This is a genomic window from Janthinobacterium sp. PAMC25594, from assembly GCF_019443505.1.
In the GTDB taxonomy this organism is placed as follows: domain Bacteria; phylum Pseudomonadota; class Gammaproteobacteria; order Burkholderiales; family Burkholderiaceae_D; genus Janthinobacterium.
The window spans coordinates 3,262,264-3,275,103 of sequence record NZ_CP080377.1 but is presented as its reverse complement, the minus strand read 5'-3'; the positions used below and the strand labels follow the sequence as shown (position 1 = coordinate 3,275,103).

The following is a 12,840-nucleotide window of genomic DNA, read 5'->3' as shown; positions in this document are numbered from 1 at the left end:
AAAAAGGGGAAGCAGCAGATGATTACCTTGAATATCAACGGACGCGACACGCAGGTCGACGCCGATCCTTCCACGCCCATCCTGTGGGCGCTGCGCGATAACCTGAACATGACGGGCACCAAATTCGGTTGCGGCGCGGCCCTGTGCGGCGCCTGCACGGTGCATCTCGACGGCCAGCCTATCCGCTCGTGCATCACGCCGATTTCCTCGGTGGGCGCGCAAAAGATCACCACCATCGAAGCGATGGAAAACGACCAGGTGGGCAAGGCCGTGCAGGCGGCATGGGTGCGCCACGACGTGCCGCAATGCGGCTACTGTCAAAGCGGCCAGGTGATGAGCGCCACGGCGCTGCTGCGCACGAATAAGTCGCCCAGCGATGCCGACATCGACGGCGCCATGAGCGGCAATATCTGCCGCTGCGGCACCTATCAACGGATCCGCGCAGCCATCAAGGACGCGGCCAAGACCCTGGCCTGAGGAGAACGACATGCGTATCGAATGGTTGAATCAGGAAGCATTGCAGCATGGTGGCGTGACCCTGGGCGCGGCACTGGCATCGGCGCCTGTTGCCGTGGTCGATGGCGTCTCGCGGCGCGGTTTCATGAAGGCCGGCGCGGTGGCCGGCGGCGGCTTGATGCTGGGCTTTTTCCTGCCCGGCGCAGGGAAACTGGCGCAGGCGGCCGATGCCGCCCCCGCCAAGCCCGTGTATGCGCCGAACGCCTTTTTGCACATCGCCCCCGATAACACGGTGACGGTGCAGGTGAACCGGCTGGAATTCGGCCAGGGCGTGCAAACGAGCTTGCCCATGCTGATCGCCGAGGAACTCGACGCCGACTGGTCGACGGTAACGGGCGCGCTGGCGCCGGCCGGCGAACAGTACAAGGATGCCGCCTACGGCATGCAGATGACGGGCGGCTCCGGCAGCATCGCCCATTCGTTCACGCAGTACCGCGAAATCGGCGCCAAGGCGCGCGCCATGCTGGTGGGCGCCGCCGCCGCGCAGTGGAAAGTGAACCCTGACCAGGTGCGTGCCGCAAAAGGCGTGCTGTATGGCCCCGGCGGACAAAAGGCGACGTATGGCGAACTTGCCGACGCGGCCATGCGCCAGCCCGTGCCCGCCACGGTCAAGCTGAAGGACCCGCGCGACTTTTCCATCATCGGCAAACCCGTGAAACGGCTCGACGCGGCCGCCAAGTCCACGGGAAAACAGCAGTTCGGCATCGACTTCAAGCCGCCCGGCGCGAAAGTGGCCATGGTGGCGCGCCCGCCCGTGTTTGGCGCGAAAGTGGCGAAATTCGACGCCAGCAAGGCGAAAGCCATCAAGGGCGTGCTGGAGGTGCTGGAAGTGAAAACCGACCGTGGCGGCAGCGGCGTGGCCGTCATCGCCGACGGCTACTGGCCCGCCAAGCAGGGACGTGACGCGCTGGTGATCGAGTGGGATAGCAGCGCCGTGGAAAAGGTCAGCAGCGACCAGCAACTGGCGGCCTTCAAGGCGCTGGCCAAAACGCCGGGCACGGTGGCGCGCGCATTCGACGTCTCCGCATTGTCCAAGGCGCCGAAAAAAATCGAGGCCGTCTACGAATTTCCCTATCTGGCACACGCGCCGATGGAGCCGCTCAACTGCGTCGTCGACCTGCAGGCCGACAAATGCACGATGTGGGTCGGTTCGCAATTCCAGACGGGCGACCAGGCGGCGATTGCCGCCACCTCCGGCCTGAAACCAGAACAGGTGACCCTGCACACGATGATGGCCGGCGGCGGCTTCGGCCGGCGTGCCGTGCCCTCGTCCGACTACGTGGTCGAAGCCGTCAATGTCGCCAAGGCGTACCGGGCGGCGGGCAAGAGCGGTCCATTAAAGCTGATGTGGAGCCGCGAGGATGACATCAAGGGCGGCTACTACCGGCCGTCGCATGTGCACCGCGCGCAGATCGGCCTCGACGCCAAGGGCAAGATCCTCGCCTGGGACCACACCATCGTCGGGCAGTCCATCATGGCCGGCACGCCGTTCGAAGCGTTCATGGTGAAAAATGGCGTCGACGGCACCATGGTCGAAGGCATGGGCGAGCCGTACACCTTGCCGATGAAACTGTCCGTGCACACGGCCAAGGCGAACGTGCCCGTGCTGTGGTGGCGCTCCGTCGGCTCGACGCATACGGCCTTCGTCATGGAAACCCTGATCGACGAAGCGGCGCATGTGGCGAAGATGGATCCCGTCGCCTACCGCAAGCAGCTGATCGACGCCAAACACACGCGCCACATCGCCGCGCTAGACCTGGCCGTGGCCAAGTCGGGCTATGGCAGGAAGAAGCTGCCGAAGGGCCAAGCCTGGGGCGTGGCCATGCATGAATCGTTCAACTCCGTGGTCGCCTACGTGGTGACGGCGTCCGTGGTGGAAGGGGCGCCCAAGCTGCACCAGGTATGGGCGGGCGTGCATTGCAACCTGGCCGTCAATCCGCTGACGATCGAGGCGCAAGTGCAGGGTGCCGCGCTGATGGCGCTGGGCATGACCATTTCCGGCGCGGCCATCACGCTCAAGGATGGCGTGGTGCAGCAGCAGAACTTCGGCGATTACCCGGTGCCGCGCATGCCCGACATGCCGGTGATCGAGGTGCACCTGGTGCCATCGGGCGACGCGCCGACGGGCATGGGCGAGCCGGGCGTGCCGCCGCTGGCGCCCGCCTTTGCCAATGCGCTGTTCGCCCTGACGGGCAAGCGCCTGCGCAAGCTGCCGTTCGACCTGGCGGCCGCATGACGGTAGCAGTTTTTTGAGTACGGTCGGCATCTTGCTGGCAGCCGGAAGGGGACGCAGGTTCGATCCTTCCGGCGTGCAGAACAAATTATTGCAGCCGTTGACGGAAGGCCCGCACGCGGGCTTGCCGGTCGTGGTGGCGGCGGCCAGGAACATGCTGGCGGCCTTGCCGCGCGTGCTGGCCGTGGTGCGCGCCGACGACACGCAGGTGGCGCGCGCACTCGGCGCGCTGGGCTGCGAGGTGCGCGTCTGCCATGATGCCGACACGGGCATGGCCGCCTCGCTGACCTGCGCCATCGATTACGTACGCGGCGCGCCGGGCTGGCTGATCGCCCTGGGCGACATGCCTTTCGTGGAAGCGGCTACAATCGCCGCCTTGTCGCAAGCCATCGGCGATGGCGCGCACATCGCCGTGCCCGTGTTCCAGGGCCGGCGCGGCAATCCTGTCGCGTTCAGTGCCTTTCACTTGCCGCTGCTGCTGGCGCTCGATGGCGACCAGGGCGCGCGCAGCATCGTCAACAGCCATGCCGTATGCGAAGTGACAGTGGACGACAGCGGCATCTTGCGCGATATTGATACACCTGACGATTTGTCGCCGGTGCATGGCGCGCCCGGGCAACTTTAGAACATCCATGCCAGACACAAGGAAAACATGAAAAAAGCTCCAGTTAAAAAAAGCATCGCCAAGGCGCCCGCCGCCGGCATCATCTACAGCATCGCCGCCTCCGACCTGGCTGGCCACATGTTCAAGGTCACCTTGACGGTCAAGTCGCCGGCCGCCATCGGCCAGGTCTTGTCCTTGCCGGCCTGGATCCCGGGCAGCTACATGATCCGCGAATTTTCGCGCAACATCGTCAGCATCCGCGCCGAGTCCGAGGGCAAGGCCGTGGCGCTGAGCAAGCTGGACAAGCATTCGTGGCAAGCCGCGCCGTGCAAGGGCGCCTTGACGGTCGAATACGACGTCTACGCCTGGGATTTGTCCGTGCGCGCCGCGCACCTGGACCAGAATCACGGCTTCTTCAACGGCACCAGCGTATTCCTGCGCGTATTGGGCCAGGAGGCCGAGCCGCACGAGGTGCACATCGTGCAGCCGAAGGATGCGGCCTGCAAGACCTGGCGAGTCGCCACCACCCTGCCGGAACTCAAGGCGAAGCGCTATGGCTTCGGCAGCTACCAGGCGGCCAACTACGATGAGCTGATCGACCATCCGGTGGAAATGGGCGACTTCGCGCTGGCCACTTTCAAGGCGCATGGCGTGCCGCACGATATCGTCGTCACGGGCAAGGTGCCGAACCTGGACTTGCCGCGTTTGTGCCGCGACCTGAAAGCCATCTGCGAAACGCAGATCGCCTTCTTCGAGCCGAAGACAAAAAAAGCGCCGATGGACCGCTATGTGTTCATGACCATGGCCGTCGGCGACGGTTACGGCGGCCTGGAACACCGTGCCTCGACGGCGCTGATTTGCGCCCGCGCGGACTTGCCGACGACGGCGTCAAGCAGCACGGAGATCGGCGAGGGCTACCTGAAATTCCTCGGCCTGTGCAGCCATGAGTACTTCCACACCTGGAACGTCAAGCGCATCAAGCCGGCCGCCTTTGCGCCGTACAACCTGCAGGCGGAAAGCTATTCGCCGCTGCTGTGGCTGTTCGAAGGCTTCACCAGTTATTACGATGACCTGATGCTGGTGCGCGCGGGCTTGATCGATGAAGCGGCCTATTTCAAATTGCTCGGCAAGACCGTCAACAGTGTGCTGCGCGGCAGCGGCCGCACCAAGCAAAGCGTGGCCGATTCCAGCTTCGACGCCTGGGGCAAGTACTACCGCCAGGATGAAAACGCGCCGAACGCCATCGTCAGCTACTACACCAAGGGTTCGCTGATCGCGCTGGCCTTCGACCTGACGATCCGCGGCAAGACGCATGGAGAGAAATCGCTGGACGACGTGATGCAGGCGCTGTGGCAGCGCTACGGCCGCGATTTCTACAAGGGTAAAGCGCGCGGCGTGACGCCGGCCGAAGTCGAAGCCCTGTTCGATGAGGTCTCCGGCACGCGCATGAAGCCGTTCTTCGAGCGCTACATCCGCGGCACGGACGACGTGCCGCTGGCGCGCCTGCTGGCGCCGTTCGGCGTGAAATACAGTGACCAGCGCAGGGCGGAAAAGCCCAGCCTCGACGTCAACCTGGGCCGCGACGGCAACGACGCCAAACTGGCGCAGGTGCACCAGGGCGGCGCCGCCCATGTGGCCGGCCTGTCGGCGGGCGACGTGCTGGTGGCGGTCGATGGCTTGCGCGTGACGGGCACCAACCTGGATACCTTGCTGGGCCGTTACGCCGTCGGCGCCAGGGTGGCGATCCACGCCTTCCGCCGCGACGAGCTGATGACGTTTGCCACCGTATTGCAGGGCGACCGTGTTCCTGGCGTCAGCTTGACACTGCTGCCGGCGCCCAAGAAGGCCACGGGGCCTAAGCGTCCTAGCGCCGCATGATGATCATGCGCTAAGTCAGAAACCGGCCGTTATGGCCGGTTTTTCATTTCAAGATGCAACTTCTTAAATGCAACTAATCCACTAATATTGGCGCTGTGCCATCATATTTACCGCAAATGAACTAATTTTCCTTCAACTAAACTAAAATTGCCGAACTGTTTCTTTTAGATCGCGCCCAACGTGCAAACCCTCGATCCACGAACGATCATGCTGATGACGACCCTGATGTGTGGGGCGATGAGCATTGTCATGTTCTCGGTGTATCGGAGTTTCCGGCGCGAGGTGCATGGCCTGGGACATTGGGCCGCCGGTTTGCTGTTGCTGGTGTGCGCATCCCTGCTATTCGGCACCCGCGAGGTGCTGCCGCCGGCATTGTCCATGATCGCAGCCAATGCGGCGCTGGTGGCCGGCATCGGTCTGTCGATGCTGGGCACGGAGAAATTCTATGGCCTGGCGACGAGTCGCCGCGCCTATCTGCTGATACTTGCCCTGGCCATCGCCGGCAATAGCTGGTGGCTGCTGGTGCACCCCGACTTCTCGGCGCGCGTGGCGGTCTTCTCTCTGCTGGTCTTCCTGCTTTATGCGCGCCAGGTGCAGCTGGTATGGCGCCATGGCGAGCGCCATTTTTCGAGTTTTTTCTTTGGTGCGCTGATGCTGATGCAAGCTGTCGTGGTGCTGGCGCGCGGCGTGTCGGCGTTGCTGCATGGCGGCGCCAGCGTGAACCTGGCGGTGGCCGGCACGCCGGCCGGCATCTATCTGGCGGTCGCCAATTTCATGGCGCTGCTGCTGACGGTGGGCTTCATGACGGTGGCGACGCGCCGCCTGCAGCAGATACTGGAGCGCCGCTCGACCCACGATCCGCTGACGCAGGTGCTGAACCGGCGCGGCTTTGGCGATGCCTATGCGCGCGAGATAGATAATCTGCGCCGCCGCCGTGTGCCATTGACACTGCTCAGCATCGACCTCGATTACTTCAAATCGATCAATGACCGCCACGGTCACGCGGTGGGAGACCAGGTGCTGGCGCATGTGGCTACCGTTATCAAAGGCGCCTTGCGCGAATCGGATTGCGTGGCGCGTTTCGGCGGCGAGGAGTTCGTCGTGCTGATGCCGGATATGCCTGTACATAATGCCTTGGGCGTGGCTGAACGCATACGCGCCTTGCTGCGCGAGTCCAGTCATGCGGGACTGCCTTCGTGTACCGTCAGCATCGGCGTCGCTTGCCAGGCATCGGTGGTGGAGGGGCTGGAAGAATTGCTGTCGCGCGCCGATGCGGCCCTGTACCTGGCCAAGGAGCGGGGACGCGACCGCATCGAGCTCGATGCCGCCGCGTTTACTGCGGACCTGACAATGTCCGCAGCTGGAAGCGGTATTGGTCGTTGAAGAGGAAGGTTTCGGAAAAATCGAAGGTTTTGGCGTGGCGGCGCATCAGGTGTGCCGCCGGCGGAAAGAGAGTTTGCACGCGCCGCACGGCGGCCAGCGCGGCGGCCGAGGCTTCGCTGTCGCGCGAACGGTGCACGTGCACGCTTTTCAGCTCGCCGTCTGGGCCCACGCTCAGGTCGAGCACGACGATGGCCGGCAGCATGGGCGGCAGGCGCCCGCTGAACATGTAGGCGCCGTTGGCTGCCATGATCTGCTGCGCCACCAGCGACTTGTAGGCGTCGATGTTGGCGGCAAGCTGTAGCGCGGCCGGCGTGCCAGAGGGAATGCGCTCCGCTGGCGAAGGCCTGCGCTCCCCTTGCGGGGGTGCAGTCTGGCAGGCCGACAGCAGGACAGTGGCGGCAAGGACGGTGATTGCGTGTCTCATGGCTGCCAGCCTACCATGGTTTAACTGAACAGGCGTGCCAGCTCCACGCCGGGGTCGGGCGCGCGCATGAACGCTTCGCCCACCAGGAAGCTGTGGATGTGCGCGTCGCGCATGCGTTGCACGTCGGCCGTGCTGTGGATGCCCGATTCCGTGATGATCAATTTGTCTTGCGGGATGCGCGGCAAGAGATTGATGGTGGTGTCGAGCGAGGTCTCGAAGGTGCGCAGGTTGCGGTTGTTGATGCCGATCAGCGCGCTCTTGAGTTTCAGGGCCGCCGTCAGTTCGTCGCCATCATGGCTTTCGATCAGCACGCCCATGCCCAGTTCGTGGGCGCACGCTTCCATCTCCGCCATCAGGCCATGGTCGAGCGCCGCGACGATCAGCAGGATGCAGTCTGCGCCCATGGCGCGTGCTTCATAGATCTGGTACATGTCGACCATGAAGTCCTTGCGCAGCACGGGAATGGCGCAGGCGGCGCGCGCCTGCTGCAGATAGGCCACGGATCCCTGGAAGAACTGTTCATCCGTCAGCACGGACAGGCAAGCCGCGCCATGCGCCGCATAGCTGGCGGCGATGTCCGCCGGGCGGAAGTCGGCGCGGATCACGCCTTTCGACGGCGACGCCTTTTTGACTTCGGCGATGATGCCGGGCTTGCCGGCGGCGATGTGCTGGCGCAGGCTCGCTTCGAAGCCGCGCAGATCGGTGCGCAGGGCGCTGTCGCTTTCCACGTCGCCGCGCAGGCTGGCCAGGCTGCGGTGGGCTTTGGCCTTGGCCACTTCATCGGCCTTCACGGCCAGGATTTTATCGAGTATGTCGGACATGATGGTCGCTATTCTTTCAAGGAGGGCGAGGAGCTTACGCTTGCGCCGGGGTGCCAAGCTGCTGCGTCACTTGCACGAATTGTTCCAGTTTTGCCAGGGCGGCGCCCGAGCTGACGGCGGTGCGCGCGCGCGCCAGGCCATCTTCGATCGAGCTGGCCACGCCGGCCGCGTACAGCGCCGTACCCGCGTTCAGGGCGACGATGTCTGCCGCCGCACCGGGTTCACCGCGCAGCGCTTCCATCATCTTGGCTTTCGATTCGATGGAATCGGCTACCTTCAGATTGCGGCTGGCGATCATCGACATGCCGAAATCCTCAGGATGGATTTCATATTCGCGGATTTCGCCGTTGATCAATTCACCCACCATGGTGGCCGCGCCCAGCGACACTTCATCCATATTGTCGCGGCCATACACGACGATGGCATGCTGCGCGCCCAGGCGCTGCAGCACGCGTACCTGGATGCCGACCAGGTCGGCGTGGAACACGCCCATCAGGATGTTCGGGGCGCCGGCGGGATTCGTCAGCGGGCCGAGGATATTGAAGATCGTGCGCACGCCCAGCTCCTTGCGCACGGGCGCCGCATGCTTCATGGCCGCGTGGTGGTTCGGTGCGTACATGAAACCGATGCCCGTTTGCGCGATCGACTGGGCGATCTGCTCGGGTTGCAGGTTGATGTTGACGCCCAGGGAGTCCAGCACGTCGGCGCTGCCGGACGAGGACGAGACGCTGCGCCCGCCATGCTTGGCCACGCGCGCGCCGGCTGCCGCCGCCACGAACATCGACGCGGTGGAGATATTGAATGTGTGCGCGCCGTCGCCGCCCGTGCCGACGATGTCGAGCAGGTTGGTGGTGTCGGCCATCGGCACCTTGGTGGAAAACTCGCGCATCACTTGCGCGGCGGCGGCGATTTCGCCGATGGTTTCCTTTTTCACGCGTAAACCCATGGTCAGGGCCGCGATCATGGTGGGCGACATTTCGCCGGACATGATCTGGCGGAACAGGTACAGCATTTCGTCGTGAAAAATTTCGCGGTGTTCGATGCAGCGCAGCAGGGCTTCTTGTGGGGTGATCGGCATGATGCTTCCTTCTTCAATGATGGCGCAGGAGGACACTGATGGCACGCCGTGGCGTGCGCTTGGAATCAGCGCTCGAGGAAATTCTTCAGCAGGGCGTGGCCGTGCTCCGAGAGGATCGATTCGGGGTGAAACTGCACGCCCTCGATATCGTATTCCCGGTGGCGCACGCCCATGATTTCGCCGTCGTCCGTCCACGCCGTCACTTCCAGGCAGGAAGGCAGCGAGGCGCGTTCGATCGCCAAAGAGTGGTAGCGGATCACTGTGAAGGGGCTGGGCAAGCCTTTGAAGACGCCCACGCCCGTATGCGCGATGAGGGAAGTCTTGCCATGCATGACCTGCTTGGCGCGGATGACTTTGCCGCCAAACGCCTCGCCGATGGCCTGGTGGCCCAGACAGACGCCCAGTATCGGTTTCTTGCCGGCGAAGTGCTTGAGCACTTCGACCGAAATGCCCGCCTGGGCCGGCGCTTTCGGGCCGGGCGAGATGCAGATGCGGTCCGGGTTCAGCGCCTCGATCTGCTCGATCGTGATTTCATCGTTGCGGTAGACCCGCACGTCTTCGCCCAACTCGCCGAAATACTGCACGATGTTGTAGGTGAAGGAGTCGTAGTTGTCGATCATTAGCAGCATCTTAAAACTCCCCATCCAGGCCATCTTGCACTTGTTCGGCGGCGCGCAATACGGCGCGCGCCTTGTTTTCGGTTTCCTGCCATTCCATTTCGGGGATCGAGTCGGCCACGATGCCGGCCGCGGCCTGCACATACAGCATGCCGTCCTTGATCACGCCCGTACGAATCGCGATCGCCACGTCCATTTCGCCGCCAAACGACAGGTAGCCGCAGGCGCCGCCATAGATGCCGCGCTTGGTGATTTCGAGTTCGTCAATCACTTCCATGGCACGCACTTTCGGCGCGCCCGTCAGGGTGCCGGCGGGGAAGGTGGCGCGCAGCACGTCCAGGTTCGACAGGCCGTCTTTCAGCGTGCCTTCCACGTTCGAGACGATGTGCTGCACGTGCGAGTATTTTTCGATGACCATGCGGTCGGTGACTTGCACGCTGCCCGTTTCGGCGATGCGGCCGATGTCGTTGCGCGCCAGGTCGATCAGCATCACGTGTTCGGCGATCTCTTTCGGATCGGCCAGCAGTTCGGCCGACAGCTCGGCGTCGCGCTCTGGCGTGGCGCCGCGCGGACGGGTGCCGGCGATGGGGCGCAAGGTGACTTTCTTGCCGCCGTCCGCCCTCGTCTCGTTGCGCACCAAAATCTCGGGCGAGGCGCCGATGATCTGCATGTCGCCGAAATTATAGAAGTACATATACGGCGACGGATTGAGCGAACGCAGGGCGCGGTACAGGGTCAGCGGCGAATCGACATACGGTTTGCGGATGCGCTGGCCGATCTGCACCTGCATCAGGTCGCCGGCCATCACGTATTCATGCGCCTTGGCGACGGCCTTCAGGTAGTCTTCCTTGGAAAAGTCGCGGATGGTTTCCGTGCGCACGGAAGCGCTGGTCACGGGAGCATCGACGCCACGGCGCAGCATCATGCGCAAGTCTTTCAGGCGCTGGCGCGCCTTGCTGAACGACTCGGGCTGCGTGGTGTCGGCGTAGACGATCAGATACAGCTTGCCGGACAGGTTGTCGATGACGGCCAGTTCTTCCGTCACCATCAACTGGATGTCGGGCAGGTTCAAGTCGTCTTTCGGCGCGCCGCCGGCCAGCTTTTTCTCGATGTGGCGCACGGTGTCGTAGCCGAAGTAGCCGGCCAGGCCGCCGCAGAAACGCGGCATGCCGGGGCGCAGGGCCACTTTGAAGCGCGATTGGTACTGTTCGATGAAGTCGAGCGGATTGCCTTCGTGCTCTTCGATCACGGCGCCGTTCTTGACGATTTCCGTGCGGTTGCCATGGCTGCGCAACACCGTGGTGGCGGGCAGGCCGATGAAGGAATAGCGGCCGAAGCGTTCGCCGCCGACGACGGATTCGAGCAGAAAGGTGTTTTTGCCGCCTTGCTGGGTCTGTGCCAGTTTCAGGTACAGCGTGAGCGGGGTCTCCAGGTCGGCAAAAGCTTCCGCGATCAGAGGGATGCGGTTGTAGCCTTGCTGGGCCAGCGATTTGAATTCGAGTTCGGTCATGTGTCTCTCCATGCCGTCAGGGTACAAGTGTGCGCGATGCACAAACCCTGCGGTGGGTTATCAAAAAACCTGCCACTGCACGCGTGCGCGCAGCCGACAGCAATCTTACACGGCTCGGCCCTCAGGCCTGCCAGGATTGCCAGCGTCGCCAAAGCCAGGCCTCAATCGAGCCGGTTTGGGTGACATTGTGTTTTTTGATGAGAAACGTGTTCACGATGTGGTGTGGGTCAGTATGCTGGTCTGTTGTGCATGCTTATAAAATGCGCCGCTTCGAGCAGCGTATTTACTATACCATCGGAATCGGTGTCGTGTATAGAGTGTCCGTGGTTGTAGCCATACGGTACGGTCAAGACGGGGCAGGCCGCAGCCCGTGCCGCTTGCGCGTCATTCGAGGAGTCGCCGATGGCCACCACTTTGGCGGGCGCCAGGTCGAAGTCCGCACACACTTGCAGCAGCGGCATGGGATGCGGTTTTTTCTGCGGCAGCGAATCGCCACCGTAGACGATCTCGAAATACTGCGCCAGGTTTTTCTGTTGCAGCAGGGGCAGGGCGAAGGCGATCGGTTTGTTGGTGACGCAGGCCAGGCGCAAGCCCGCCGCCTTCATCGCCGCCAGCCCTGCTTCCACGTCCGGGTACAGGGTGCTGTACTGGCCGTTGACGGCCAGGTAATGACGCTGGTAGGCGTCCATGGCGTGCTCAAAACGCTGTTCCACACCGGCCGCGTCGAAGTCCAGGGCCAGCACGGTGCGGATCAGGTTTTCCGAACCCTTGCCCACCATCCGCTTGATGGCCTCGGCGCTGATGGGCGCCAGGTCCAGTTCGGCGCGCATGCCGTTGATGGCGACATGAAAATCGGGCACGGTGTCGAGCATCGTGCCATCGAGGTCGATGATGGCGGCGCGCACGCCGGCCAGTACGTGGTCTTTCACCTTGCCCGCTTGCATCAGGCGCCCGTCACTTTTGCCAATTCGGCACGCATGGCGTCGATGACTGCCTTGTAATCCGGCTTGCCGAAGATGGCCGAGCCGGCGACGAAGGTGTCGGCGCCGGCGGCGGCGGCGGCGGCGATGTTGTCGATCTTGATGCCGCCGTCGACTTCCAGCATGATGTCACGGCCCGATTCGTCGATCATGCGGCGTGCTTCGGCGATTTTCTTCAGCGCTTGCGGAATGAAGGACTGGCCGCCGAAGCCCGGGTTGACCGACATGATCAGGATGATGTCGATCTTGTCCATCACGTGTTCCAGGTAGTGCAGCGGCGTGCCCGGGTTGAACACCAGGCCCGATTTGCAGCCATTGTCGCGGATCAGCTGCAAGGAACGGTCAAGGTGATCCGACGCTTCCGGGTGGAAGGTGATGATGTTCGCGCCAGCCTTGGCGAAATCCGGGATAATGCGATCGACAGGCTTGACCATCAGGTGCACATCGATGGGGACTTGCACGTGCGGGCGAATCGCTTCGCACACCAGCGGGCCGATGGTCAGGTTCGGCACATAATGGTTATCCATGACGTCGAAGTGGATGATGTCGGCGCCGGCGGTAACGACGTTGCGCACTTCCTCGCCCAGGCGGGCAAAGTCGGCGGACAGGATGCTGGGAGCGATACGGAATGTTGTCATGGTGGCTTAGGGCTAAGAGTAGAAAATGCGAAGATGCGCTATTTTACGCTTGACGCCGTTACCATGCCTCACTGGAACGCAGAATACACGGCGCGCGATGGCCAATGCGGCGCGCGCGACACACAATATACGACTGGCAATGTCTGAATAGGAATGAC

General features: G+C 63.2%; 12 protein-coding genes. 5 read left to right on the top strand and 7 right to left on the bottom strand.

What is annotated here, in order from left to right:
- Positions 1 to 18 precede the first annotated feature (18 nt).
- The 5 genes from KY494_RS14725 to KY494_RS14705 all read left to right on the top strand — a co-directional run bounded on the left by KY494_RS14725 (position 19) and on the right by KY494_RS14705 (position 6,614).
- Positions 19 to 477 (top strand): (2Fe-2S)-binding protein, encoded by a 459-nt coding sequence (locus KY494_RS14725; protein WP_070292451.1) that lies wholly within the window; start codon positions 19 to 21, stop codon positions 475 to 477.
- 10 nt (positions 478 to 487) lie between these two features.
- Positions 488 to 2,752 carry a xanthine dehydrogenase family protein molybdopterin-binding subunit gene (locus KY494_RS14720; protein WP_219891416.1) on the top strand — a complete coding sequence of 755 codons (2,265 nt, stop codon included), beginning with the start codon at positions 488 to 490 and terminating at the stop codon, positions 2,750 to 2,752.
- Positions 2,753 to 2,765: 13 nt separating this feature from the next.
- Entirely contained in the window at positions 2,766 to 3,374 is a 609-nt protein-coding gene (locus KY494_RS14715; RefSeq protein WP_219891415.1) for an NTP transferase domain-containing protein, read from the top strand.
- A 27-nt stretch (positions 3,375 to 3,401) separates the two neighbouring features.
- Positions 3,402 to 5,231 carry a M61 family metallopeptidase gene (locus KY494_RS14710; protein WP_219891414.1) on the top strand — a complete coding sequence of 610 codons (1,830 nt, stop codon included), beginning with the start codon at positions 3,402 to 3,404 and terminating at the stop codon, positions 5,229 to 5,231.
- A gap of 207 nt (positions 5,232 to 5,438) precedes the next feature.
- Positions 5,439 to 6,614 (top strand): GGDEF domain-containing protein, encoded by a 1,176-nt coding sequence (locus tag KY494_RS14705; protein ID WP_219136702.1) that lies wholly within the window; start codon positions 5,439 to 5,441, stop codon positions 6,612 to 6,614.
- On the opposite strand, the gene KY494_RS14700 is transcribed toward KY494_RS14705, so the two are convergent.
- From KY494_RS14700 to rpe, 7 genes are all read right to left on the bottom strand, one after another.
- Complete coding sequence (locus KY494_RS14700) at positions 6,565 to 7,038, bottom strand: hypothetical protein (RefSeq protein WP_219136703.1); 474 nt, start codon at positions 7,036 to 7,038, stop codon at positions 6,565 to 6,567. The genes KY494_RS14705 and KY494_RS14700 overlap by 50 nt on opposite strands.
- 20 nt (positions 7,039 to 7,058) lie before the next feature.
- The gene (gene trpC, locus KY494_RS14695) at positions 7,059 to 7,859 is read right to left on the bottom strand and encodes an indole-3-glycerol phosphate synthase TrpC (protein WP_219891413.1); all 801 of its coding nucleotides are present in this window, start codon (positions 7,857 to 7,859) and stop codon (positions 7,059 to 7,061) included.
- A gap of 34 nt (positions 7,860 to 7,893) precedes the next feature.
- Positions 7,894 to 8,937 carry an anthranilate phosphoribosyltransferase gene (trpD, locus tag KY494_RS14690; RefSeq protein ID WP_219891412.1) on the bottom strand — a complete coding sequence of 348 codons (1,044 nt, stop codon included), beginning with the start codon at positions 8,935 to 8,937 and terminating at the stop codon, positions 7,894 to 7,896.
- Positions 8,938 to 9,002: 65 nt separating this feature from the next.
- Positions 9,003 to 9,566, bottom strand: a complete 564-nt coding sequence (locus KY494_RS14685; protein WP_092719017.1) for an aminodeoxychorismate/anthranilate synthase component II — start codon at positions 9,564 to 9,566, stop codon at positions 9,003 to 9,005.
- 1 nt (position 9,567) lies between these two features.
- Complete coding sequence (gene trpE, locus KY494_RS14680) at positions 9,568 to 11,064, bottom strand: anthranilate synthase component I (protein ID WP_141171636.1); 1,497 nt, start codon at positions 11,062 to 11,064, stop codon at positions 9,568 to 9,570.
- 227 nt (positions 11,065 to 11,291) lie between these two features.
- Positions 11,292 to 12,008 (bottom strand): phosphoglycolate phosphatase, encoded by a 717-nt coding sequence (locus tag KY494_RS14675; protein WP_219891411.1) that lies wholly within the window; start codon positions 12,006 to 12,008, stop codon positions 11,292 to 11,294.
- Positions 12,008 to 12,682 carry a ribulose-phosphate 3-epimerase gene (gene rpe / locus KY494_RS14670; protein WP_100875476.1) on the bottom strand — a complete coding sequence of 225 codons (675 nt, stop codon included), beginning with the start codon at positions 12,680 to 12,682 and terminating at the stop codon, positions 12,008 to 12,010. The genes KY494_RS14675 and rpe overlap by 1 nt, the downstream gene beginning before the upstream one ends.
- Between the last annotated feature and the right edge of the window lie 158 nt (positions 12,683 to 12,840).

What these genes read in the sequence shown, in the direction of transcription:
- KY494_RS14725 (WP_070292451.1), top strand. Translation starts at nt 19, where the DNA reads ATGATTACCTTGAATATCAACGGACGCGACACGCAGGTCGACGCCGAT.
- KY494_RS14675 (WP_219891411.1), bottom strand. Translation starts at nt 12,008, where the DNA reads ATGCAAGCGGGCAAGGTGAAAGACCACGTACTGGCCGGCGTGCGCGCC.
- KY494_RS14685 (WP_092719017.1), bottom strand. Translation starts at nt 9,566, where the DNA reads ATGCTGCTAATGATCGACAACTACGACTCCTTCACCTACAACATCGTG.
- rpe (WP_100875476.1), bottom strand. Translation starts at nt 12,682, where the DNA reads ATGACAACATTCCGTATCGCTCCCAGCATCCTGTCCGCCGACTTTGCC.
- KY494_RS14720 (WP_219891416.1), top strand. Translation starts at nt 488, where the DNA reads ATGCGTATCGAATGGTTGAATCAGGAAGCATTGCAGCATGGTGGCGTG.
- trpD (WP_219891412.1), bottom strand. Translation starts at nt 8,937, where the DNA reads ATGCCGATCACCCCACAAGAAGCCCTGCTGCGCTGCATCGAACACCGC.
- KY494_RS14710 (WP_219891414.1), top strand. Translation starts at nt 3,402, where the DNA reads ATGAAAAAAGCTCCAGTTAAAAAAAGCATCGCCAAGGCGCCCGCCGCC.
- KY494_RS14700 (WP_219136703.1), bottom strand. Translation starts at nt 7,038, where the DNA reads ATGAGACACGCAATCACCGTCCTTGCCGCCACTGTCCTGCTGTCGGCC.
- trpE (WP_141171636.1), bottom strand. Translation starts at nt 11,064, where the DNA reads ATGACCGAACTCGAATTCAAATCGCTGGCCCAGCAAGGCTACAACCGC.
- KY494_RS14705 (WP_219136702.1), top strand. Translation starts at nt 5,439, where the DNA reads ATGCTGATGACGACCCTGATGTGTGGGGCGATGAGCATTGTCATGTTC.
- trpC (WP_219891413.1), bottom strand. Translation starts at nt 7,859, where the DNA reads ATGTCCGACATACTCGATAAAATCCTGGCCGTGAAGGCCGATGAAGTG.